18 protein-coding genes and 2 pseudogenes are annotated in these 21,252 nt (G+C 71.7%); 5 read left to right on the forward strand and 15 right to left on the reverse strand.

Annotated features, from left to right (window positions below):
• Positions 1-41: 41 nt before the first annotated feature.
• Both ACIQCZ_RS15205 and ACIQCZ_RS15210 read right to left on the reverse strand, forming a co-directional pair.
• Positions 42-1,169, reverse strand: coding sequence for a M24 family metallopeptidase (locus tag ACIQCZ_RS15205; protein WP_402282597.1), 1,128 nt, complete (start codon positions 1,167-1,169; stop codon positions 42-44).
• A gap of 71 nt (positions 1,170-1,240) precedes the next feature.
• Positions 1,241-1,876 (reverse strand): nucleoside/nucleotide kinase family protein, encoded by a 636-nt coding sequence (locus ACIQCZ_RS15210; protein WP_402282598.1) that lies wholly within the window; start codon positions 1,874-1,876, stop codon positions 1,241-1,243.
• A 260-nt stretch (positions 1,877-2,136) separates the two neighbouring features.
• Here ACIQCZ_RS15210 and ACIQCZ_RS15215 point away from each other — a divergent pair, with 260 nt between their 5' ends.
• Positions 2,137-2,523 (forward strand): VOC family protein, encoded by a 387-nt coding sequence (locus ACIQCZ_RS15215; RefSeq protein ID WP_402282599.1) that lies wholly within the window; start codon positions 2,137-2,139, stop codon positions 2,521-2,523.
• Positions 2,524-2,556: 33 nt separating this feature from the next.
• On the opposite strand, the gene ACIQCZ_RS15220 is transcribed toward ACIQCZ_RS15215, so the two are convergent.
• Positions 2,557-3,213 carry a LuxR C-terminal-related transcriptional regulator gene (locus ACIQCZ_RS15220; RefSeq protein ID WP_402282601.1) on the reverse strand — a complete coding sequence of 219 codons (657 nt, stop codon included), beginning with the start codon at positions 3,211-3,213 and terminating at the stop codon, positions 2,557-2,559.
• Positions 3,201-4,430, reverse strand: coding sequence for a sensor domain-containing protein (locus tag ACIQCZ_RS15225; RefSeq protein WP_402282602.1), 1,230 nt, complete (start codon positions 4,428-4,430; stop codon positions 3,201-3,203). The genes ACIQCZ_RS15220 and ACIQCZ_RS15225 overlap by 13 nt, the downstream gene beginning before the upstream one ends.
• A gap of 164 nt (positions 4,431-4,594) precedes the next feature.
• Here ACIQCZ_RS15225 and ACIQCZ_RS15230 point away from each other — a divergent pair, with 164 nt between their 5' ends.
• Entirely contained in the window at positions 4,595-5,317 is a 723-nt protein-coding gene (locus ACIQCZ_RS15230) for an ABC transporter ATP-binding protein (RefSeq protein ID WP_402282604.1), read from the forward strand.
• On the forward strand, positions 5,314-7,992 hold the full coding sequence (locus ACIQCZ_RS15235) for an FtsX-like permease family protein (protein ID WP_402282606.1): 2,679 nt from the start codon (positions 5,314-5,316) through the stop codon (positions 7,990-7,992). Before ACIQCZ_RS15230 ends, ACIQCZ_RS15235 begins: the two co-directional genes overlap by 4 nt.
• A gap of 174 nt (positions 7,993-8,166) precedes the next feature.
• On the opposite strand, the gene ACIQCZ_RS15240 is transcribed toward ACIQCZ_RS15235, so the two are convergent.
• The 7 genes from ACIQCZ_RS15240 to ACIQCZ_RS15270 form a co-directional block, all read right to left on the reverse strand.
• Positions 8,167-9,099, reverse strand: coding sequence for a LysR family transcriptional regulator (locus ACIQCZ_RS15240; protein ID WP_376281134.1), 933 nt, complete (start codon positions 9,097-9,099; stop codon positions 8,167-8,169).
• Between the two features lie 129 nt (positions 9,100-9,228).
• Complete coding sequence (locus ACIQCZ_RS15245; protein ID WP_376212315.1) at positions 9,229-10,422, reverse strand: glycine C-acetyltransferase; 1,194 nt, start codon at positions 10,420-10,422, stop codon at positions 9,229-9,231.
• 38 nt (positions 10,423-10,460) lie between these two features.
• Entirely contained in the window at positions 10,461-11,489 is a 1,029-nt protein-coding gene (tdh, locus tag ACIQCZ_RS15250) for an L-threonine 3-dehydrogenase (protein ID WP_402282607.1), read from the reverse strand.
• A gap of 307 nt (positions 11,490-11,796) precedes the next feature.
• Positions 11,797-14,619 carry a bifunctional YncE family protein/alkaline phosphatase family protein gene (locus ACIQCZ_RS15255; protein WP_402282609.1) on the reverse strand — a complete coding sequence of 941 codons (2,823 nt, stop codon included), beginning with the start codon at positions 14,617-14,619 and terminating at the stop codon, positions 11,797-11,799.
• A gap of 157 nt (positions 14,620-14,776) precedes the next feature.
• The gene (locus tag ACIQCZ_RS15260) at positions 14,777-15,217 is read right to left on the reverse strand and encodes a hypothetical protein (protein WP_402282611.1); all 441 of its coding nucleotides are present in this window, start codon (positions 15,215-15,217) and stop codon (positions 14,777-14,779) included.
• Between the two features lie 5 nt (positions 15,218-15,222).
• Entirely contained in the window at positions 15,223-16,104 is an 882-nt protein-coding gene (locus tag ACIQCZ_RS15265) for an ABC transporter permease (protein ID WP_402282613.1), read from the reverse strand.
• On the reverse strand, positions 16,101-17,009 hold the full coding sequence (locus ACIQCZ_RS15270; protein WP_402282614.1) for an ABC transporter ATP-binding protein: 909 nt from the start codon (positions 17,007-17,009) through the stop codon (positions 16,101-16,103). The genes ACIQCZ_RS15265 and ACIQCZ_RS15270 overlap by 4 nt, the downstream gene beginning before the upstream one ends.
• Before the next feature lie 182 nt (positions 17,010-17,191).
• Between ACIQCZ_RS15270 and ACIQCZ_RS15275 the strand changes: the two are divergent.
• A pseudogene (locus tag ACIQCZ_RS15275) lies at positions 17,192-17,443 on the forward strand (helix-turn-helix domain-containing protein); the annotation flags it as partial.
• 293 nt (positions 17,444-17,736) lie between these two features.
• Here the strand turns inward: ACIQCZ_RS15275 and ACIQCZ_RS15280 are convergent.
• From ACIQCZ_RS15280 to ACIQCZ_RS15290, 3 genes are all read right to left on the reverse strand, one after another.
• Entirely contained in the window at positions 17,737-18,165 is a 429-nt protein-coding gene (locus ACIQCZ_RS15280; RefSeq protein WP_402282616.1) for a TIGR03668 family PPOX class F420-dependent oxidoreductase, read from the reverse strand.
• A gap of 120 nt (positions 18,166-18,285) precedes the next feature.
• Positions 18,286-19,110: an LLM class F420-dependent oxidoreductase gene (locus tag ACIQCZ_RS15285; RefSeq protein ID WP_402282617.1), complete on the reverse strand. Its 825-nt coding sequence runs from the start codon at positions 19,108-19,110 to the stop codon at positions 18,286-18,288.
• Between the two features lie 368 nt (positions 19,111-19,478).
• On the reverse strand, positions 19,479-20,138 hold the full coding sequence (locus tag ACIQCZ_RS15290; RefSeq protein ID WP_402282619.1) for a zinc ribbon domain-containing protein: 660 nt from the start codon (positions 20,136-20,138) through the stop codon (positions 19,479-19,481).
• A 243-nt stretch (positions 20,139-20,381) separates the two neighbouring features.
• On the opposite strand from ACIQCZ_RS15290, the gene ACIQCZ_RS15295 reads away from it, so the two are divergent.
• Positions 20,382-20,588: a DUF5988 family protein gene (locus tag ACIQCZ_RS15295; RefSeq protein ID WP_402282621.1), complete on the forward strand. Its 207-nt coding sequence runs from the start codon at positions 20,382-20,384 to the stop codon at positions 20,586-20,588.
• Positions 20,589-20,998: 410 nt separating this feature from the next.
• On the opposite strand, the pseudogene ACIQCZ_RS15300 reads toward ACIQCZ_RS15295, so the two are convergent.
• A pseudogene (locus ACIQCZ_RS15300) lies at positions 20,999-21,252 on the reverse strand (peptidase S1); the annotation flags it as partial.

The raw sequence follows: 21,252 nt of genomic DNA on the forward strand, positions 1-21,252 counted from the left end.
GGCGGACCCGTGCGGGGCGCCCCGCTCGGCGCCCCGTCCCGCTACTCGACGATCGCCAGTTCGCGGGCGGTGTTGTTGAGGCGTCGGCCGCCGTCCTCGGTCACGGTCACGATGTCCTCGATCCGGACACCGAACCGGCCCGGCAGATAGATGCCCGGCTCCACGGAGAAGCACATTCCGGGCACCAGCGGCTGTTCCTCGCCCTCGATCATGTACGGCGGCTCGTGGGTGGTGACGCCGATGCCGTGGCCCGTGCGGTGGATGAAGCGTTCGCCGTAGCCGAATTCGGTGATGACGGCGCGGGCCGCCCGGTCGATCTCCTGGCAGGCGATGCCGGGCCGGACCGCTTCGCAGCCCGCCTCCTGGGCCTCCCGCACGATGTCGTGGACCCTCTGCTCCTCGGCGGTCGGTTCGCCGACGTGGACCGTACGGGAGGTGTCGGAGCCGTAGCCGTGCTTGAGGCCGCCGAAGTCGAGCACCACCATGTCGCCCCGCTCGATGGTGCGGTCGCCCGCCTCGTGGTGCGGATTGGCGCCGTTCGGACCGGAGCCGACGACCGTGAAGTCGACCTGGGAGTGCCCGAACCGCTTCAGCAGGGCGGCCAGTTCGGCGGCGATGTCGGTCTCCTTGCGGCCGGCGAAGCGGACCTTGAGGATCTCGCCGTACGTGGCGTCCGCGGCGGCCCCGGCAGCCGCGAGCCGCTCCAGCTCGGCGGCGTCCTTCACCGCGCGCAGCATCGGCAGGGCGTCGGTGAGGGAGACGTACGAGGTGTCCGGGAGCGTCCGCTGCAGTCCGAGCAGATGCATCGCCCAGGCGTTGTCACTGACCGCGAACCGGCCCCGGCCGTCGAGCAGCGGGGCGGTGACGGCGTACGGGTCCTTGCCGTCGGTCCAGTCCCGGAAGGTGAGGGCCGGTGCGCCGACGGCCTTCTCGGCGTCCGGGGCCTCCAGGGTCGGGACGACGAGGACGGGGTCCTGGCCGGCCCTGAGGACGAGAACGGTGAGGCGTTCGGTGTTCACGGGCCGGTAGCCGGTGAGATGAACGAGGTCAGGTCCGGGAGCGACCAGCACTCCCGCGAGCCCGGCCTCGGCAGCGCTCTCGGCGGCACGCGCCATCCGGGCCCGGTAGTCGTCGGCGGTGAACGGTACGGGCTGGTCGGGGCTGGACATGCGGAACCTCCTGGGGGCGCGACACGGCACACAGCATCCTGCCCGTGCGTTCCTCCCGGCGCGAGCGGGAATCAGGTTTCCGGCCGCGCCCGCACCACCAGGTCGGCGCGCGAACGCCCCCGCTCGACCAGGCGCGCGTTCGGCTCGTCCGACTCGGCCACCCAGCGCTCCGCGCGGGGCCGCGGCTTCCCGAACCGCACATGCCGGTCGACGAGCCGGCGTACCCGCAGGGCCGGTTCGAGTTCCAGGAACCACGCCTCGTCCAGCAGCCCGCGCACGGATGCCCAGGCTCCCTCGTCATGCAGGAGGTAGTTGCCCTCGGTGACGACGAGCGGGATGTCCGGGGGAACGGGTACGGCCCCGGCGATCGGCTCCTCCAGGGCCCGGTCGAAGGCGGGGGCGTACACGACGGTGTCCGGTTCCGGTCGGCGCAGGCGTCGCAGCAGGGCGGCGTACCCGGCTGCGTCGAAGGTGTCGGGGGCGCCCTTGCGCCCGGCCCGGCCCAGCCGTTCCAGCTCGGCCCCGGCGAGGTGGAAGCCGTCCATGGGGACGAGGACGGCGAGAGGGCCGAGCGCCTCGACGAGCCGCGCGGCCAGGGTGGACTTCCCGGCCCCGGGCGGTCCCGCGATGCCGAGGACGCGGCGGTGGCCGGGGACGGCGAGGCGCCGGGCGCGGGCCGTCGGCCCGGTGAGGTCGCTGATGTCCATGCGGGCATTGTCCTTGCCCCGCGCCCGACCCATGTCATGGCGGGTGTCGTCGTGGTGCGCCCGACCCGTGTCATGGCGGGTGTCGTCGTGGTGCCGCCCGACCCATGTCATGGCGGGTGTCGTCGTGGTGCCGCCCGACCCATGACATGGCGGGTGTCGTCGTGGTGCGGTCGCCGCGGCTTTCACGGAGAAGGATAGTGTTACGTATAACGAACGAACCGGATCGCCACACCGTTGCCCGCTCCCCTCCGAGGAGTCCCATGCCGCACATCGCCCTGGTCACCCTGGTCGTCCGCGACTACGACGAAGCCATCTCCTTCTACACGGACGCCCTCGGCCTGGAACTGGTGGAGGACACCGACCGGGGCGACGGCTCGCGCTGGGTGGTCGTGCGTCCACGCGGCGCGCAGGGGACGGGGCTGCTCCTGGCCCGCGCCAAGGACGAGGCGCAGCGGGCGAGCATCGGTGCGCAGACGGGCGGCCGGGTCGGCTTCTTCCTGCACACGGAGGACTTCGCGGGCGACCACGCCCGGATGCTGGCCGCCGGGGTGCGGTTCCTGGAGGAGCCGCGGCACGAGCCGTACGGATCGGTGGCGGTCTTCGAGGACCTGTACGGCAACCGCTGGGATCTGCTCCAGCCGGAGTGAGGAGGCCCGGGCGGGGCAGCGGTCCCGGCGCGCTCAGCGGGTGCTGCCCTCCAGGTACGCCAGTACCGCGAGCACCCGCCGGTGCACCGTGCCGTCGTCCGGTTCCAGGCCGAGCTTGGCGAAGATCGAACCGATGTGCTTGCTCACGGCCCGTTCCGTCACCACGAGTTCGGTGGCGATGGTGCCGTTCGCCTTGCCCTGGGCCATCAGCTCCAGGACTTCGCGCTCGCGCGGAGTGAGGCTCCGCAGTGGCTGGGCCGACGACTTGCGGGTCAGCAGCTGGGTCACGACCTCGGGGTCGAGCGCAGTGCCGCCGCCCGCCACCCGGTCGAGCGCCTGGAGGAACTGGTCGACCCGGCCCACCCGGTCCTTCAGCAGATACCCGATGCCCTGGGCGCCCTGGGCGAGCAGCTCGGCGGCGTACGTCTCCTCGACGTACTGCGAGAGGACCAGGATCGGCAGGTCGGGCAGCTCCGCGCGGGCGGCGAGTGCGGCACGCAGCCCCTCGTCGCGGAAGGTGGGCGGGAGCCGTACGTCGAGCACGGCGGCGTCCGGGCGGTGTTCCAGCAGGGCGGGCAGCACCTCGGGCCCGGTCGCCGCGTCGGCCACCACCTCGTGGCCCGAGCTGGTGAGCAGCAGGATCAGGCCCTCGCGCAACAGCGCGTTGTCCTCGGCGATCACGATCCGCACGGCAGCTCCACTTCGATGTTCGTCGGCCCCCCGGTGGGGCTGTTGATGCGGGTGGTGCCGTCGAGGGCGGCGATCCGCCGCCTGATTCCGACCAGCCCGCTGCCGGCGCGTTCGTCCGCGCCGCCGTGACCATCGTCGCCGATGACCACCCGCAGGGCGGCGGGGGTCCGGTCGATCCGCACACTGGCGGCCGTGGCGCCGCTGTGCTTGCTGATATTGGTGAGGGCCTCGGCGATCACGAAGTAGGCGGCGGCCTCGATCGCGGCCGGCAGCCGTCGCCCGTCCTCGACACCGTCGAGTTGCGCGGTGACGGGCACGCCGGCATCGGCGGCCAATGCCCTTACCGCCCCGGCCAGTCCGCGGTCCGTCAGTACGGGCGGATGAATGCCGCGCACCACGTGCCGCAACTCCGCGAGGGCCTCGTCCGCACCGTCCTGTGCCTCGTCGAGGCGGATGCGGGCGGCGGCCGGGTCCCGGTCGAGGAGCTGTTTGGCGAGGCCGATGCGCATCGACAGGGCGACGATCCTGGCCTGGGCTCCGTCGTGCAGATCCCGTTCGATGCGGCGCAGTTCGGCGCCGTGCGCCTCGACCGCCCCGGCCCGGCTCTCGGTCAGCTGGGTGATCCGGTCGGCGAGGGCGGTGGACGGCGACCGGGCGAGCAGGGACCGGGTCCAGGTCGCCGACAGATCGGCGAGCACGGCGTGCCAGCGCAGCACCCATCCCTGGCGCACGGGCGGCGGTGTGCCGTACTCGTCGGCGGACCGCCGGTCCAGCAGATGTGCCACGGGCAGCGCGGCCCCGTCCACGAGCAGTCCGACCGGCCACAGCACCATGGCGAGGTAGCCGAGGACGTTGCCCATGAGCGCCTGGATCGGCAGCCAGAGCGCGTCGCGCCGGACCGTCGGGTCGGTGAGGACGCAACGGACCCGTTCGGAGAGCTCACCGCCGTCCAGGGGGAGGTACGACGTCGGCGTGAAGGGAACACCGAGCCGCGCCGCCGCCCTGCGGCGCTCGAACTCCGCGAACCGGCGCAGCACCTTGGCGGCCTCCGGCAGGGCCGGCAGTCCGATGAGCACGACGGCGAACATCAGAGCCGCCACCACCAGGAACGTGCCCATATACGCGAGCAGCGCGACCGGGACACCGATGAACAGGTAGCGCGACGCATCCCACGAACGCCGGATGGCGACCGTCAGCGGGGCGGGAGGGGTGCTCATGACCCTTCACGTTACGGGGGCGCTCCGGTCCGAGGAGTGGTGCCCTCTCCCGGGCTGTGGTGGAGCTGGCTGAACCCCCGGTCCGGGAGTGCTCACCCTCGCCCCGAAACTGCCACGATCCTATTGTTCATGCAGGTCAGAAGGTATGGGGCGGAGAAAGAACGGTGGGTTCCACGGTGGAGACGATCACGGGGGTGCGGGCGACCGCGCTGAGTCTGGAGTCGGTGAGCCGACGTTACGGGCGGCGCGGTGGCGGTCGGGAGGCGGTCGCGCTCGACGCGGTGAGCTGCGCCGTCCCGGCCGGGAGCTTCACCGCGGTGGTGGGCCCCTCGGGATCGGGGAAGAGCACGTTCCTGCAGTGCGCGGCGGGCCTGGACCGCCCGACCGAGGGGACCGTACGGGTCGGCGGCACCGACCTCGGCTCGCTGTCCGAGGCCGCGCTGACGCGGCTGCGCCGGGACCGGATCGGTTTCGTCTTCCAGTCGCATGCCCTGAATCTGGTGCCTTCGCTGAGCATCGAGGAGAACGTCGTGCTGCCGCTGGTGCTGGCGGGCGCCGACCCGTCGGACGAGCGGGTACTGACCCGCGGCCGGGATCTGCTGGCCCGGGTCGGACTGGCGGGCCGCGGCGGACAGGGCCCCGCGACGCTCTCCGGCGGCCAGCAGCAGCGGGTCGCGGTGGCACGGGCCCTGGTGACCGAGCCCGATGTGATCTTCGCGGACGAACCGACGGCGTCCCTGGACCCGGAGTCGGCGTCGCTGGTGCTCGGTCTGCTGCGGGACGCGGTACGGATCGACGGCCGCACGGTCGTCATGGTCACCCATGATCCGGTCGCGGCGAGCTGGGCGGACACCGTGCTGACGATGGACGGCGGTCGGCTGCGATGAGCACGGACACGAGCACGGCACCGGACACAGGCACGGCACCGGACACGGGCACGGATGCGCGCGGGTCCCGGAGGGATGTGCGGTCCGGGGTGCGGCGGGCGTCGGCGTTCCTCGCCCGGCGTTCGCTGAAGGCCCATCGCCGGGCCTGGACCGCGGTGTTCGCCGCGATGACGGCCGCGGCCGCGCTGATCGGCGCGTTCGCCTTCGTCCTCGGTTCGTTGCTGCTGGCGCAGCCGCCGGTGGAGCGCCATGCCGGAGCCGACGCGGTGGTGGCGGCCGATCAGCAGGTGACGTACACGGTGAAGCCGTGGGGCAGCGAGCCGCGGACCGCGAGGACGTATCTGCCGGAACGGGTCCGTCTCGACCGCTCCGCGGTGGCGAAGGCGGCTGCCGCCGACGGGGTCGCGAAGGCCGTCGCGGACGATTCCGTCCCGGTGGCCGTGGGCGGCGGGACCGGCGGGGAGCCGGGGGACGGTACGACTTCGGCCGTCGGCCGTTCCTGGGATTCCGCCGTGCTCACCCCGTACCGGCTGACGGCCGGGCACGCGCCGCGCACGTCCACCGAGGTGGTCGTCGACCGCGCGCTGGCGGCCGCCGTCGGAGGCACCCCCGGTAGCCATGTGACATTGCAGGTCGGCGGGACACCCCGTCCGTACACCGTCAGCGGCGTCGCGGACACCGGCCGTCGGGGCGCCGCCCCGGCTGTCTTCTTCACGGAGCGGCGGCTGACCGCCCTGGCCGGGCACCCGGGAACGGTCGACGCCATCGGCGTCGTCGCCGAGAAGGGCGTCCCGGCCGACGCACTGCGGGCGTCACTGGACGCCGCGCTGCCCGACCATGTGCGCGGCGACCACGAGGTCCTGGTCCTCACCGGCGCGGAACGCGGGCAGGCCGAACACATCGACGCGCTCGGCACCCGGGGCGATCTCCTGCCGCTGCTCGCCTCCGTCGCGGCAACGGTCCTCATGGTCGCGCTCCTGGTGATCGCCACCACCCTCTCCCAGGCGGTCCACCAGCGCTCGGGCGAACTGGCCCTGCTGCGCGCGGTCGGGGCGACTCCCCGGCAGCTCCGCTCGGCCGTCGGCCGCGAGGTGAGCCGGGTGGCCGGCGCCGCCGCGGTGCTGGGCGCGATCGGGTCCGTACCGCTGGGGCTGCTGATGCGGTCCCTGCTGACCACGGACCCGCTGCCGCTGCCCGTGCCGGTGTGGCTGCCGTTCGCCGCGGGTGCCACGGGCGCGCTGCTCGTCGCGTCGGCGGCCCGTCCGGTGTCGATGCTCGCGGCCCGGTCGATCACCAGGCTGCGGCCCGCCGCGGCGCTGGGAGCGGCCCGCGCGCCCGAGCCGGGCGAACCGGGCCGACTGCGTACGCTCTGCGGAGCGGTGCTGGCCCTCGCGGGCGTCGGTTCGGCGGGTGCGGCGACGGCGCAGGGCGGGCAGGCCGCCGCGGTGGCCGCCTCGGGTGCGGCGGCCTCGCTGATCATCGCGGTGGCGCTGCTCGGTCCGTGGATCGCCCGGATCGCCATGCGGGTGCTCGGTGCACCGATACGGCGTGCGGGCCGGATCTCCGGGTTCCTCGCCGCCAGGTCCGCCGCCGCGCACCATCGGCGCCTCGGCGCGGCGATCACCCCGATCGTGCTGGTCGTGGCGTTCGTCTGCGTGCAGCTGGCGGCCGGTTCGACGCTGGAGCGGGCCGCCGACCGGCAGGCCGTCGCCGCGCTCCGGGCGGACCTCGTGGTGACCGGTCCGGCCGCCGGACTGCCGGTCGGCGCCGCGCAGGCGGTGCGCGAGGCTCCCGGGGTGGCGACGGCGACCGGTGTGCTGCGCTCCGACGTCGTCCTCGCCCATCGCGAGATGGGTGATCCGAAGCTGGACCGGTTCCCCGTGCTGGGGGTGACGGCGGATCAGTTGTCCGGCACGCTCGATCCGCACGTCACCGCCGGTGATCTGACCGACCTCACCGGCCGGGGCACGGTCGCGGTCGGCAAGGACCGGGCCGCCGATCTCGGCCTCGGCACCGGGGACACCGTGAAACTCCGTCTCGGTGACGGTACGGACGTCCGGCTCCGCGTGGTGGCGCTCTACGAACGATCCCTGGGGCTGGGTGAGTTCATGCTGCCGCGCGAGGCCCTGGCCGGGCATGTGTCGGCACCGAACGACCAGCGGATCCTGATCCGCTCGGCGAAGGGCGGGGCGGCGTCGGCCTCGGCGGTACGGCATGCGCTCGCCGCGTACACGGGTGTGCGGGTCCGCCCCGCCACGGCCGACGACGTACGGATCGCCCCGCCGGCGTCGGACGCCGACAACGCCATGATCATCATCGGTGCGGGGGTGATCGGCGGCTTCGCGCTGCTTGCGGTGATCAGCACGCTGTCCCTGATCACGGTGGGCCGCCGGCCCGAGTTCCATCTGCTGCGGATGGTCGGCGCGGGCCGCCGCCAGGTGAGGCGGATGCTGGTCCTGGAGACGGGGCTGGTGGTGCTGACGGGCCTGGCGATCGGCACGCTGGTGGCGGCGATCCCTCTGGTGGCGTTCGCGGTGTCGACGGCCGGTACGACGCCGTATCTGCCGCCGGAACGGTACGGGGTGCTGGTGCTGGCCGTGACGCTGGCGGCGGGTGCGGGGACGATGTGGCCGGGCTCGTCCGGCGGCCGGTTCGTCCTGGGCCGCCGGGATTGAGCAGGTACCGCGTCGCCGGACACGGCCGGATGCCCGGTCCTGAACGGTTCACGTTCGGGACCGGGCGTCGGTGGGCGAGCTGGGGCGGTGGGCAGAACGGACTCGCCGCCCGTCGCCGGCCTGCCGGGATCCCTCGCGAATCGACCACGGATCACGGCGGGCAGCCGTCGCGCGTCACGGCGAAACGGGCAGGAGCAGGGCGCCCTCCCGAACCGCCGCCGCGGCCAGCGCGTCCAGCACCGGTGCGATCAGCGGATGGCCCTCCGCCCCGTGCCGCACCGCGGCGAAGACCCGGCGAGTGGGGGCACTGCCCTCCACCGGGCGCACCACCACCCCCGTCAGCTCCATCCCCTGCAACGCCGACCGCGGCACCAGCGCCACCCCGGCACCCGCCCCGGCCAGTGCGACCACGGCGCGGAAGTCGTCCGAGGAGTGCTCCAGTCTCGGCTGGAACCCGGCGAACTCGCAGGACAGGACCACCACGTCATGGCACGGGTTGCCGGGGTACGGGCCGATCCACGGATCCTTCTCCAGGTCGGCGATCGCCACCTGCTCCTGATCCGCCAGCCGGTGCCCCACCGGCAGCACCGCGTCGAACGGCTCCGAGTACAGCGGCACCCGGGTCAGCCGCCGGTCGTCCTCCCCCGGCGCACCCCGGTACTCGACGGCGACCGCGACATCGACCTGCCGGTCCAGGACCATCGGCACGCTCGCATCGCCCTCGGCGTCCTGGACACGGACCCGGATGCCGGGCGCGGTGAGTGTCAGTTCGGCGATCGCGGGGGCGAGCACCAGGCCGATGCCGGTGGCGAACGCGGCGACCGTGACCGTTCCGGCATCCCCCGCGTCGTACGCGGCGAGTTCCGCCTCGGCCCGTTCCAGCTGGGCGAGGACCGCGTTGGTGTGGGTCAGCAGGATCTCCCCGGCGGGGGTGAGCCGGGCGCCGCGCGCGTTGCGTTCGACGAGTCGGTGCCCGGTCTCCTGCTCCAGCGCGGCAAGCTGCTGGGAGACCGCAGAGGGGGTGAGATACAGCGCGGCGGCTGCGGCGGTCACCGTGCGGTGGTCAGCCACCGCACGGAGAATGCGCAGCCGTCGTGCATCGATCATGTGCCCCATTGTCCCAGGTCACGGAGGGAACCCGGCCGTCCGGGTGAGGCTCCCGGACAAGGACCGGGGACAAGGCCTGAGGACAGGAGCGCGGGCGGGGCCCCGTACGGCGCCCCGCCCGCGATGTCCCTACTCGCCCAACGCGGCCCGCGCGTCGACGAACGCGTCCACGGCCCGGTTCACATCCGCCGTGGAGTGAGCGGCGGAGAGCTGGACGCGGATCCGGGCCGCGCCCTGCGGAACCACCGGGTACGAGAACCCGATCACGTACACACCGCGCTCCAGGAGCAGCTCCGCCATCCGGCCTGCCTTCGCCGCGTCCCCGATCATGACGGGGGCGATGGCGTGGTCGCCGGGCAGGATGTCGAAGCCTTCCTCGGTCATCCGGGTACGGAAGAGCGCGGTGTTGGCATTGAGCTGCTCGCGCAGGTCGCCCGCGGCCTCCAGCAGGTCGAGGACCTTGAGCGAGGCCGCCGCGATGACCGGGGCGAGCGAGTTGGAGAAGAGGTACGGGCGGGAGCGCTGGCGCAGCAGCGCGACGATCTCGGCGCGGGCCGCCACGTAGCCGCCGGACGCACCGCCGAGCGCCTTGCCGAGGGTGCCGGTGATGATGTCGACGCGGTCCATCACGTCGTGCAGCTCGGGCGTTCCGCGTCCGCCGGGGCCGACGAAGCCGACGGCGTGCGAGTCGTCGACCATGACCATGGCGTCGTAGCGCTCGGCCAGGTCGCAGATCTCGCGCAGCGGGGCGACGTAGCCGTCCATGGAGAAGACGCCGTCGGTGACGACGAGCCGGCGCCGGGCCCCGGACGCCTCCTTGAGCTGCGTCTCCAGGTCGGCCATGTCGCGGTTGGCGTAGCGGAAGCGCTTGGCCTTGGAGAGGCGGATGCCGTCGATGATGGAGGCGTGGTTGAGGGCGTCGGAGATGACCGCGTCCTCGGGGCCGAGGAGGGTCTCGAAGACACCGCCGTTGGCGTCGAAGCAGGAGGAGTAGAGGATCGTGTCCTCCTGTCCGAGGAACGTGGAGAGCCGCTGCTCCAGCTCCTTGTGGACCTCCTGGGTGCCGCAGATGAAGCGGACCGAGGCCATGCCGTAGCCCCAGCGGTCCAGTGCCTCGTGGGCGGCGGAGATCACCTCGGGGTGGTCGGCGAGGCCCAGGTAGTTGTTGGCGCAGAAGTTGAGCACCTCACCGGGACGGCCGCCCGCTGTGACGGCGACGCTCGCGGACTGCGGGGTGCCGATCACGCGCTCGGGCTTGTGGAGTCCGGCGGCCTGGATCTCGTCGAGGGTGGTGCGCATGTCGTCGCGTACGGATTCGAACATGAGGGTGTCTCCCAGCTGAGTACGGAGGCGGTCGGAGGTCAGGAGGTCCAGTCGAGGATGACCTTGCCGCCGCGGCCGCTCGCCGCGTCGTCGAAGGCCGCTTCGAAGTCGCGGTAGCCGTACCGGCCGGTGATCACGGGCGCGAGGTCGAGGCCGCCCTCCAGCAGTACCGACATGGCGTACCAGGTCTCGTACATCTCGCGTCCGTAGATGCCCTTGATGGTGATCATCGAGGTGACGATGCGGGACCAGTCGACGGGGAACTCCTCGGACGGAAGCCCGAGCATGGCGATCCGGCCGCCGTGCGTCATGTTCTCGATCATGTGGCGCATCGCCTCGGGCCGCCCGGACATCTCCAGGCCGATGTCGAAGCCCTCGCGCAGTCCGAGGCGCTTCTGCCCTTCGTAGATGGTCTCCTCGCTGACGTTGAGAGCGAGGCTGACGCCGACCTTCCGGGCCAGTTCCAGCCGGGCCTCGCTGACGTCGGTGATGACGACGTTGCGGGCGCCCGCGTGCCGGGCGACGGCGGCGGCCATGATGCCGATCGGTCCGGCGCCGGTGATCAGTACGTCCTCGCCGACCAGCGGGAAGGACAGCGCGGTGTGCACGGCGTTGCCGAACGGGTCGAAGATCGCGGCGACGTCGAGGTCGACGGGGACCCGGTGCACCCAGACGTTGGACGCGGGCAGCGCGACGTACTCGGCGAACGCCCCGTCCCGGCCGACGCCGAGCCCGAGCGTGGAACGGCACAGGTGACGGCGTCCGGCCAGGCAGTTGCGGCACTTCCCGCAGACCAGGTGTCCCTCGCCGCTGACCAGGTCGCCGACGTTGATGTCGACGACGTCGGCGCCGATCTCCGCGACCTCGCCGACGAACTCGTGCCCGAGGACGAGCGGGGTGCGTACCGCCTGCCGGGCCCAGCCGTCGTAGTTCCGGATGTGCAGATCGGTGCCGCAGATGCCGGTGCGGAGCACCTTGATCAGTACGTCGGAGGGGCCGATCTCCGGCTCGGGCACGTCCATCAGCCAGAGTCCCGGCTCGGCCTTCTGCTTCACGAGTGCCTTCACGGCTGCGGCTCCCTGCGCTGTACGGCGTGGTGTACCCCGGGCCGGGGGCAGCCTTGGGGAAGCCTGCGGCCCGGGGAGGAATGAAAGGGACGGCATGGCAGCGCGCGTCGATCGGCTGCCGCGCACCATCCTCTGCCGTCACCGAGAAATCTGCCGCACCCCGCGCCACAGGTCCATCGAGGTTTTCTTAAGCGCGCCCGCAGCTGTGCTTCATGCCCGGTTCCCCCATACGGGTTCCTCTCGGCACGGCACGGCCTCGGGGGCCGGCCGCCCCGAACGGGCGACCGGCCCCCGCACCTCCTCGTGATCAGTCGCCGAGCTCCTGCGGCGGGTTGTCGCGCCCCGGCACCTCATTGGGCGCCAGGACGCGGCTGTCGCCCGGGTACGGCTTGGTCCATCCGGTGGAGGCGTACCAGGTGATCCGGTTCAGCTGCGCCGGGTTCACCTGGTCCTCGACGGGGTGGGAACCTCCCGTGCTCCTCGCCTGGATCGTGCTCCAGGCCTCCCACTGCGCGGCGACCTCCCGCAGATGTGCGGGCACCTGCGGACGCCGTGCACCGTTGTCCGCCGCCTTCGCGGCAGCCGCCGAGGCGGGCTTCTTGAGGCCGTAGTCCAGCGGGATCAGGTTGGGCAGGCTGTTGTACGGGGTGAAGTCGGGCTTCTCGGTGAACAGGTCGCGCATGGGCTCGGCGGCCCGGTCGATCTGGTTCATCGGCTGGGCACCGAGCATCTGTTCGATGGTCTTCACCACGTTGATCTGGGTGTAGTACGTGGAGGTGACCGCTCCGCGCCTGGCGTAGGGGCTGATCACCCAGAGCGGCGCGCGGTGTCCGTCGACGTGGTCGACACCGGCCTGCGAGTCGTCCTGGACGACGAAGATCGCCGTGTCCTTCCAGAACCTGCTGTGCGAGATCGTGTCGACGACCCTGCCGACGGCGAGGTCGTTGTCGGCGACCATGGCGGTCGGGTACGGGTCGATGCCACTGGTGCCGTTGGTGTGGTCCTGCGGCAGCGCCATCATGGTGAAGTTCGGCAGCTTGCCCTTCTTCTCGTAGTCCTTGAAGTACCGCTGCCAGATGTCGACCCGGTACTGGTCGGGGATGTCGGTGTCGAAGGTCGGGTACTCCGGGTGGTTGATCCTGTTGACGGAGGGGACGTCGGAGGTCGACGGGTACGCCCCGATGGGGGTGTTGAGTTCCCCGGTCGCCTTGCCCTCCAGCACCTGGGAGTCGTGGTACCACTGCGCCCAGGTCGGCGCGCCGGTCGCCGGGAGGGCGATGTTGCCCGCGTACTCGCTGAAGTTGTCGACGGTCTTGCCGGCCCGTTCCACGGTGTTCCAGAGGAATCCGCTGCGCTGGTAGGCGAGGGCGTCGTTGCCGAGCGAGGGGTAACTGCGGTACCAGGTACCGAATTCGTGCTCGATGTAGTCGTTGTTGTCGGCCTGGGTCAGCCAGTTGTGTCCGTCGGCGGAGAGCGTACCGACGTCGTAGAAGTTGTCGTTGACGCCGAACTCGTCGGCCAGCGCGTGCTGGTTGGGGGTGACGGTCCGGCCGAACTGGGCCAGGGAGGGGTCGCTGTCGCCCTTGCCGATGTCGCCGAGCACCTGGTCGTAGGTGCGGTTCTCCTTGATGATCAGGAAGATGTGCTTGATCTTGGAGGGACTGCCGAGCTTCGCCGGGACGACCTGCTCGCGGTCGCGCGCCGAGCCGTAGGTCTGCTTCTGCTTCAGCAGCTTCGCCCAGTCGTTGTTGACGAAGACCCGATGGGTGAGCCCTGCGAGCTGCCGCTTGGACGGCATCGGGAACGTGGTGACGGAGGCGGTGTCGTTGTACGTGTTGTGCCCGGTCGCCGTGCCGCCGTTGTTGGGCCCGGCGCTCGGGCCCTGACTGTTCTGGCTGGGGGTGCCGCGGGTACCGATGCCCTTGGCGTTGGTGACGACCACGTCGCCGGTGGCCCGGCTCACCTGGACACCGCTCGGGTACCAGTCGGTGGGGATCAGCCCTTCGTAGCGGACGGGGGCGATGCCGCCGTTCCAGCGGTACTGGGCCAGGGCGTTGTCCCGGCCGAGGCTGACGAGCAGGGTGTGGTCGTCGGTGAAGGCCAAGGCGTTGGGGGCGCTGCCGACCGAGGAGCCGGGCAGCGGGTTGGCATTGAAGGTCTGGGTGACCTTCTTCGACGTCACGTCGACGACGGAGACGCTGTCGTCGTTGGAGTTGGCGACGAGCAGCGAACGCCCGTGAAGCAGCAGGGCGCTGGGCTCCAGGCCGACGCGTACGGTCTTCGTCTCCTTCTCCGCGGCCAGGTCGACGACCGACACGGTGCCGTTGGTGACGGCGCCGTTCTCGGTGTCGGCAACGACCGCGGTGCCGTTGGAGAGGTTGGTGTGGTCGCCGTCCTCCGCCGGACGTCCGCCTTCGTTCGACACGTAGGCCTCGCCGCCGGTCAGGACCACCTGGCGCGGCGCGTTGCCGACCGGGATCTCCTTGACCAGGGTGTTCGTCGCGGTGTCGATGACGCCGAGGGTGTTGCTGCCGTTGAGTGCGGCGTAGAGCTTCGTGCCGTCGTCGGACAGGGCCATGCCACCGGGCAGGGCGTCGCCGTGCGGGCCCTTGAGGGTGATCGCGGCGACGGGCGCGGGAACGACGGTGCCGTCGCCGTTGACCGTGAACCGCAGCAGGGTGTGGGACTGCGGGAACCAGAGGGTCTTGCCGTCGGACGAGTAGAGCGGTCCGTCGGTGCCGGCCTTGCCGTCGCCGATCTTCTTGTCTCCGCTCGCCCCGGTGCCGACGCGCTGGAGGACAGCGCCGGTGGTGACGTCCATGAGGGTCAGATAGCCGGTGCCGTGCAGATAGGTGAGGGCGGCGAGGGTGCGTCCGTCGGGGCTGAGTGTGCTGGACAGCATCCGCGCGTCGTTCACCAGGTGCCGGTCACCGAGCGGGGCTACGCGCTGGTTGCCGGGCAGCAGTATGCCGCGGGCAGTCGTCTTCCCGTCGACCTTGCTGTCGCCGAAGCCGCCGAGTCCGCCGTTGATACCGACGGCGGTGGCGGCTGCCGTGGTGCCGAGCGCGGCCACGAGGGCGACGGCCGTGATCGCCGTACCGCTCATTCTCCTGAAGGGTTTGCCGAGCATCCTGTCTCCTGTCGAGAACCGTGGCACCCGGATCGGATGCCACGGCGACGCTAGGAGCCGGCCGTGAACGGTACGTGCCGTGTCCATGTGTCGCCGCGGCGTCCACTCGGCAAACAGTGTGCCCCTCAACACCCCATTGAATGCAGGCAATTGCCCACTACGAGACGTCGAAGCAACCGTCGAACTCATAGAGCGGATTCGTAACGTCGACCCCGTCGATGTCCGTCATCAGTTGCTGCCCCACCTGGGTGGCGGGCCCCTGCGCCGTGAAACACCCGGTGGGCAGCACATGCACCTCGTAGGTCAGTGGCCGGGTGACCCCGCCGGGGGACGGCCACCGCACCACACATGTCCAGTCGTCGGCGGCGCCCCGGTCCGGTGAGGACTTCGTGCCGCGCTTGCAGTCCGCCCAGCGGTCCGGGCGCTCGGCCCGGTCGTTGCCGTTCCGGGCGCGCTGCTGGAGCAGGTACAGATTGCTGAACTCCGGTCCGACCGCGCCTTCGAGGCGCTGTTCGGTGACGTCGGTGCCGGCGCAGCCGCCGATCGTCACGATCGCCGCGGCCACGGCTCCGCCGGTGAGGGCGATCCTTCGCATCATCGCGTTCATCCCTTCGTGAAGTCGCGTCGCAGCATGAGGAGATGACCGGCCGCCAGGAAGACGACGGCGCAGCCCGCGCTGACGTACGCCCCGGTCACCAGTGGCCGGTGGAAGGCCGGGTCGGTGGTGAGTCCGTGCCAGGCGTCGAACGCGGTCGTCGGCAGGAGACGCCGGACCGGCCCGAGCCCGTCCACCAGCGACACCAGCTGCAACAGCAGCCCGAGCACGGCGGGTGCGCCGATGCCGGCCGCGCTGTGCCGGGTGGCCAGCGAGAAGAACACACCGAGCGCGGTGAAGGCGAGACACGGCAGCAGCATGTACAGCCAGCTCTCCACGACGATCCCGGCCGCCCGGCCCGCCCCGATCTCCTGTCCGGACAGCCCGACGAGCGGTTGGTGACCGATGACCAGCACTCCGGCGGCCAGGCTTCCCGCACCCAGCAACAGCACGACCGCGGCTGAGTACGTGATCGCCGCGAGGGTCTTCCCGGCGAAGACCTGCCCACGGGTGCGGGAGCGGGTGAGGATGGTCTTCCAGGTGCCGTGATGGTCCTCGGACGAGAAGATGTCCCCGGCCACCAGGCAGACCAGCAGCGGCAGCGCCCACTGCCCGGCGAACCCGAGGACGACGAGCGGCACGGCGAACCCCGAGTCGTGCGCCCACCGCCCGAACAGCGTGTCCGACGGCAGGGTGTCCTGGGCCCTGAGCCCCAGCGCGAAGAGGAACGGCGCGGCCAGGCAGAGCACGAGCACCGCTCTGATCCGCCACTGCGCGGTGAGCTTCTCCAGCTCCCAGAGGTAGACGGTACGGGCTCCGCCCCGCGGGCGGGCTGCGGTCCGCGCGGCTCCCGTCGCTTCGGCCGGGCTGTCATATGTCACATCACTCATCGGTCCGAGGCCTCCTCGGTCAGACGGAGGAACTGCTGTTCCAAGGAGGTGGTCTCCAGCCGCAGTTCCCGTACGGGAATGCCGACGCGCCCCAGTTCGAGCACGAACCGGTCGAGCGCTTCGCGCCGCGCCCGCACGGCGAGCCCGGCGGCCCCCTCGTCCTCGGCCGAAAGCCCTTCCACGTCCGCCGCGACCTTCACGGCTGCCCGGTCGTCGCCGGTCAGCAGCCGGTGCGCGGGGTCCGGGGCACGGTCGCGGAGTTCGTCGAGTCCCCCGGTGTACACGATCCGCCCACGGTTCATGATCGTGACGGTGTCGCAGAGTTGCTCGACCTCGGCCATGTTGTGGCTGCTCAGCAGCACAGTGAGCCCGTCCCGGCCGAGCTCCCGCACCAGGGCCCGCATGTCGCGCGCCCCGGCCGGGTCCAGCCCGTTGGCGGGTTCGTCGAGCACCAGAAGCCGGGGCCGGCGCAACAACGCGGCCGCGATCCCTAGCCGCTGTCGCATTCCGAACGAGAATCCACCGACCTTCCGCCGTGCGGCACCACCCAGGTCGACGCGTTCCAACGCCCCGTCCAGGGCGGCCTCGTCGGCCCCGATGCCGTCGTAGGCGGCCAGCAGCGTCAGGTTCCGCTCGGCGGACAGATACGGATAGAACCGCGGACTCTCGACGAACCCGGCCAGCCCTTCGACACCCCCGCGCCCGGCCCGCCGCACTTCGCTCCCCAGCACACCGAGTTCACCCTCGTCGGGCCGAACGAGCCCGAGCACCATCCGCAGGAACGTCGTCTTCCCGGCCCCGTTGGGCCCGAGCAGCCCGTGGACTTCCCCGGCCCGGACGGTCAGATCGACCCGCTCCAGAGCGACCGTCCCCCCGAACCGCTTCCCCACCCCGCGCGCAACCACGGCCCCCGGTCCCGCACCCGCGTCCGAGCCGTCCAACCGCCCTCACCCCATCCGTCGCCGCTGCCCACACGCGGCAACATACGGATGATGAGCGACACTTGGACGACGTTCAGACGAACACCGCACGGTCGGGCATCGCGAAGGACCCCCGCGATTCGCTCCGGGCGGACCGAGCGCCCGGCGTCCGGGCCGCCCGGATGTGCCTCAGCGAACGGCACTTTGCCCGGGTCTTCAAACAGAAGACCGGCGCCAGTCCCGGCACCTATGTCGAAGCGGCCCGCATCGAAGTGGCCCGGCGCCTGCTGGAGACCACCGACCGCGCGCTCGACCAGGTCGCGGCAGCTGCCGGGCTCGGTTCGGTGGAGACCCTGCACCGGGCGTTCAGGAGGCAGCTCGCCACCACCCCGGCGGCCTACCGCCGCCGCTTCCGTACACAGGTCGTCCGAGCCGTGCCGCTTCCGAGCACAGGCCGTGTGAGCCGTGCCGCTTCCGTGCACCGGCCGTCCGAGCCGTCCTGCCTCCGTGCACAGGCCGTGTGAGCCGTGCCGCTTCCGTGCACAGGCCGTCCGAGCCGTCCCGCCTCCGTGCCCCCGGCAGGTCCGCGAGGCGGAATACCTCGCCGTGCCCACCGGGTTCGGCGAAGCGTCGTCGACGGGCCGTCGCCGCCGATTCCTCGGGTCGCGGAACGGCCGCCGGGCCGCAGGTGAGGGCGCGCGGCCTCATGGCGTCACGACGCACGCCAGCCGCTCCAGCGCAGGGCCGTGACCTCGACCACCGGTCCACCGGGGGGCCGGTCGGCGTACTGGTGGTACTTCGCCGTGAGCAGGCCGATGCGGCGAACTGCCTCCGGAGACCGGTCCGGTGACGGAAGGAGACGGGCCCAGCCGTCGACCCGAACCCACCACAGTCGGCCCCAGTCCTCCTCGTAGTGGTCGGCGAGCAGGCAGACCGAGGGGTTGGCGTCCATGTTGGCCAGGCGTTTCAGCCGTGTCGTCCGTTTCGGTTTGTGGTCCACGGCCAGCACCACCGTGTCGCCGTCCACGGCGAACACCACCGGCACCAGGTGCGGGCGGGCCGCCGTGTCGACCGTCGCCAGATGGGCGACGCGCGCGGCGGCGAACCGCTCCCGTGCCTCGGTACTCGTCAGAGCGGGCATCGCGGCCCCTGCCGACACGCCTCACGACGCCCGCGGTGGGGGCGACGAACACGGACGACGCCGCGGGCACAAATCTCCGGACCGGTCGCGCGGTTCCGGGACGCGCCTGCTTCCGGCACCTCAGCGGTACCTGGCGGCTACGGCGACCAGCCCGTCCAGGTACTCCAGCGTCTCCCGTTCGGGCAGCGTCGGTACGTAGAACAGCAGCCGCTCCACCCCCAGCGCGAGGTAGCCGTCGATCTGCGCGGGATCGTCAGGCGCCGCGTACACCGTCACCGGCACCTCCCGGTCGGCCAGGGCGCGCAGCCGCTCGATCCGGGGACCGAGCTCCTGCGGCGGCATGCTGTTGGCCAGCCACGCGTCCCCGAGCCGCGCGACCCGGGGGAACGCGCCCTCGCCGCCACCGACGTAGATCGGCGGATGGGGACGCTGCACGGGCTTCGGCCAGGCGTAGACCGGATCGAAATCCACGAACTCACCGTGGAACTCGGCCTTCTCGGCCGTCCACAGCTCCCGCATGGCCCGCAGCCGCTCGTCGGTGAGCCGGCCGCGGGTGGCGGGATCGGTGCCGTGGTTCCGCATCTCCTCACGGTTCCAGCCGACACCGACGCCGAGGATCACGCGGCCGCCGGAGACCAGGTCGAGCGAGGCCACCTCCTTCGCCGTGATGATCGGGTCGCGCTGCGGGATCAGTGCGATGCCGGTGCCCAGCAGCAGTCGCTCGGTCACGACACCGGCCGCGGTCAGAGCGACGAAGGGATCAAGGGTGCGGTAGTACATCTCCGGAAGCTCGCCACCGCCCGGGTAGGGCGTCTGACGGCTCGCCGGTACATGGCTGTGCTCGGCGATGAACAACGAGTCGAACGCACGTTCCTCAAGGGCGGTCCCGAGCGCGGCCGGCCCGATGCCCTGGTCGGTAAGGAAGGTCGAGACCCCGAATTTCACTGCGGCTCCTCATAGGGACGGATACGGGATACGGAGGGATGGCACAGACCTTCTGCCTACCCGCCCCGAGCGCGCCCGCCCCGATGACCACCCGGGTGAACCATCACGGAGCACGGTTCCGGGATCCCGGTCCGCGTCCGCGGCAGTGGGCACGACCCGGCCCCGGCTTCTGCCGTCGCACGGCCCGCATGCGCCGCCGCCGGGGCCGAGCACTCCCGAGATCGGCCGAGTTGTCTCCTCACCCACGCCGGGGAGCCGCAGAGTTGTTTCCTCGCGGCCCGCCGGAACCCTGACCGGAGCCGCAACGGACGCGTGCCGACCGGACCGGGCGCCGCACATGTCCGGTGCGACGCCCGGTGGCGGAGCTCCTACTGCCTCGAACCGCACCCCGGGCAGAACGCGGCTCCCTGCGGAACGGTCGCACTGCAGGAAGCGCACTGCGGGCTCTGGGCGAGGCGATGACCGCACCCCGGGCAGAACGCGCCGCCATGGGTCTCCGTACGGCACTGCGGGCAGACCAGCTGCCGGGGCGCGCTCGCGTCGTAGCCCTGCCCGGCGGTCTGCCCGGCGGCGTAGGCCCGGTCCGCCACGAAGTCGTTCATTCCGCGCCGACGGGCCGCCTCCGCCTCGGCGGCGGTGTCGGGGGCGCACTGCAGGCAGAGACCCTGCTCGATGTTCCAGCACCGCCCGCAGACGTACGAGGTGCAGCGGGGGCAGCGGTTGAAGTGTCCCTCTGCGTTGTCGATCGCGCGTCGGAACGCGGTGTCCCTCGCACCGCCCCAGGTGGCACCCGCCAGCCCGTCGGCCGCGTTGCCGATGGTGCCGGCACTGCCGCCCAGCAGGCTCCAGGCGGCGTTGGCCCCCTTGCCTATCCAACTGGCCGCCTGCCCCGATCTGAACGGCTCGAACGGCGAGCGCCAGGTGTCCGAACATCGCGAGCACCTGAACTCGAACTGGAAACCGGCACCGGTACCGTGCTGCTGCGACAGGTCGCTGTAGTTGTTGCTGAAGTAGATTTCGTCGCCCACGTCTGGTCCTCGCGTCATTCGATCAGTTTTCCCCTTCGTATGATGGCAACGATCGGCCCACCGGCAGGGGCGGTCCGGTCACTGTTTGGTAATACCTCCGCAGGTCGGACACGGGGCTCCGCGGCCGTCGCATTCGTGCACGACAGGCGCCTCTCCTTCGCCTCCCACGGGTGCCCCAACAGCCGGCACGGCCTTCCGGCGCGTCACGAAGAAGCCGGACCACCCTCCGGGGAGACTTTCGCCATGAGCAACGCGATGAAAGCAGTCATTGAAGGCGGCCCCGACGATCTTCCTGAGCGGATCGTTTCCCTCACCACGCCGGGAGCCGACCTCAAGATCCCGTTCCGTGGTGGATACGAGCACTTCCGGCCGACGACACGCCACCAGGAGACCGCCGAGGGCCAGTTGCCCGTCTACGAGTGGTGGGAGCGGACCGAAGTACCGGGGTGAAGCGTGTTTCCGCACGCCGGAGCGGCAGTGCTCCGGCCCGGTGGGCCAGCGGGCCGGCAGGTCGGCGGGTCGGCGGGTCGGCGGGTCGGCGGGTCGGCGGGTCGCTGCAGCGGATCCGGTGCCGCGTGGACGGTCCTCCCCGGCGGTACGCGACCCGGCGCCGCCCAGGTACCGGTCCAGCTCCGGCAGCGACTCCGGCATGAGCCCGTAGAGGCGACCAACCGACCCACCGCCGTCCACGTCCGGGACTCCAGGGCCGGGCAGGGCCTCGGCCCGGCCTCGGCCCGTCGCCGGGACCGGCCTCGTCGCGTACGCCGTCCACGGCCGCCCGGACGCACACGGCACCGCGCCGCGCATCGGATCAACTCCGTTGCGCGGCACGGCGGGTGTCAGCCTTCAGGCATCAGGCATCAGGACAGCGCGAGCTCGGTGACGTTGTTGGCCTCCAGGACCCACGTCGCGCTCAGGCCGCCCTCCTTGACCCGTGCGTCGCCGTCCCCCTTGAGGACACCGATGCGCTTGCCGGACAGGGCGATCTGGATGGTGTGCTCGTACTCGTGGACCCAGGTCGCGCTCAGCCCGCCCTCCTTCACGTACGCGTCACCGCTGTCCTTCACGACACCGATGCGGTTGCCCGACAGTTCGAGCTGGATGACGTCGTCCG

Origin of the sequence: Streptomyces sp. NPDC093149 (assembly GCF_044754145.1) — a bacterium.
Lineage (GTDB): Bacteria > Actinomycetota > Actinomycetes > Streptomycetales > Streptomycetaceae > Streptomyces.

What these genes read in the sequence shown, in the direction of transcription:
- ACIQCZ_RS15205 (WP_402282597.1), bottom strand. Translation starts at nt 1,169, where the DNA reads ATGTCCAGCCCCGACCAGCCCGTACCGTTCACCGCCGACGACTACCGG.
- ACIQCZ_RS15210 (WP_402282598.1), bottom strand. Translation starts at nt 1,876, where the DNA reads ATGGACATCAGCGACCTCACCGGGCCGACGGCCCGCGCCCGGCGCCTC.
- ACIQCZ_RS15215 (WP_402282599.1), top strand. Translation starts at nt 2,137, where the DNA reads ATGCCGCACATCGCCCTGGTCACCCTGGTCGTCCGCGACTACGACGAA.
- ACIQCZ_RS15225 (WP_402282602.1), bottom strand. Translation starts at nt 4,430, where the DNA reads ATGAGCACCCCTCCCGCCCCGCTGACGGTCGCCATCCGGCGTTCGTGG.
- ACIQCZ_RS15235 (WP_402282606.1), top strand. Translation starts at nt 5,314, where the DNA reads ATGAGCACGGACACGAGCACGGCACCGGACACAGGCACGGCACCGGAC.
- ACIQCZ_RS15240 (WP_376281134.1), bottom strand. Translation starts at nt 9,099, where the DNA reads ATGATCGATGCACGACGGCTGCGCATTCTCCGTGCGGTGGCTGACCAC.
- ACIQCZ_RS15245 (WP_376212315.1), bottom strand. Translation starts at nt 10,422, where the DNA reads ATGTTCGAATCCGTACGCGACGACATGCGCACCACCCTCGACGAGATC.
- ACIQCZ_RS15255 (WP_402282609.1), bottom strand. Translation starts at nt 14,619, where the DNA reads ATGCTCGGCAAACCCTTCAGGAGAATGAGCGGTACGGCGATCACGGCC.
- ACIQCZ_RS15260 (WP_402282611.1), bottom strand. Translation starts at nt 15,217, where the DNA reads ATGATGCGAAGGATCGCCCTCACCGGCGGAGCCGTGGCCGCGGCGATC.
- ACIQCZ_RS15265 (WP_402282613.1), bottom strand. Translation starts at nt 16,104, where the DNA reads ATGAGTGATGTGACATATGACAGCCCGGCCGAAGCGACGGGAGCCGCG.
- ACIQCZ_RS15280 (WP_402282616.1), bottom strand. Translation starts at nt 18,165, where the DNA reads ATGCCCGCTCTGACGAGTACCGAGGCACGGGAGCGGTTCGCCGCCGCG.
- ACIQCZ_RS15295 (WP_402282621.1), top strand. Translation starts at nt 20,382, where the DNA reads ATGAGCAACGCGATGAAAGCAGTCATTGAAGGCGGCCCCGACGATCTT.